This is a genomic window from Crenobacter intestini (assembly GCF_004919095.1).
In the GTDB taxonomy this organism is placed as follows: Bacteria; Pseudomonadota; Gammaproteobacteria; order Burkholderiales; family Chromobacteriaceae; genus Craterilacuibacter; species Craterilacuibacter intestini.
This window is the reverse complement of sequence record NZ_STGJ01000041.1, coordinates 1-433: the sequence shown is the minus strand read 5'-3', so window position 1 is coordinate 433 and position 433 is coordinate 1. Positions and strand designations below refer to the sequence as shown.

The following is a 433-nucleotide window of genomic DNA, read 5'->3' as shown; positions in this document are numbered from 1 at the left end:
TCGAGTCCAAGACTGCTTGCTGCACGCCCAAGCCGGTCGAGCCCAAGACCGCTTGCTGCGCACCCGAAGCGGCCCAGCGCAAGCCGGGCAAGACGGCGATGCCCTGGCGGAAACTGTGGCGCGAAGCGCTCGGCCAATTCCGCGCGGTGTTCCCTTACCTGATGTTGGGGGTGGCCATCGGTGCCTTTACCTACGGTTTCATCCCTTCCGAGTGGATCGCCGCGCATACAGGTAGTGACAACCCGCTGGCCGTCCCGCTGGCGGCCGTCGTGGGCATCCCGCTTTACCTGCGTGCCGAGACCTTGATCCCGATGGCGTCGATGTTCGCACTCAAGGGGATGGGGCTGGGCGCACTGATGGCGCTGATCATCGGCGGTGCCGGCGCAAGCCTGACTGAAGTGATCCTGCTCAAGGCGCTGTTCCGCAAGCAGAT

At 64.9% G+C, this 433-nt stretch carries 1 protein-coding gene; it reads left to right on the top strand.

What is annotated here, in order from left to right; translation table 11 throughout:
- Positions 1 to 433: permease (locus E5K04_RS16560; RefSeq protein WP_205700412.1), on the top strand; the 433-nt coding region annotated here is incomplete at both ends.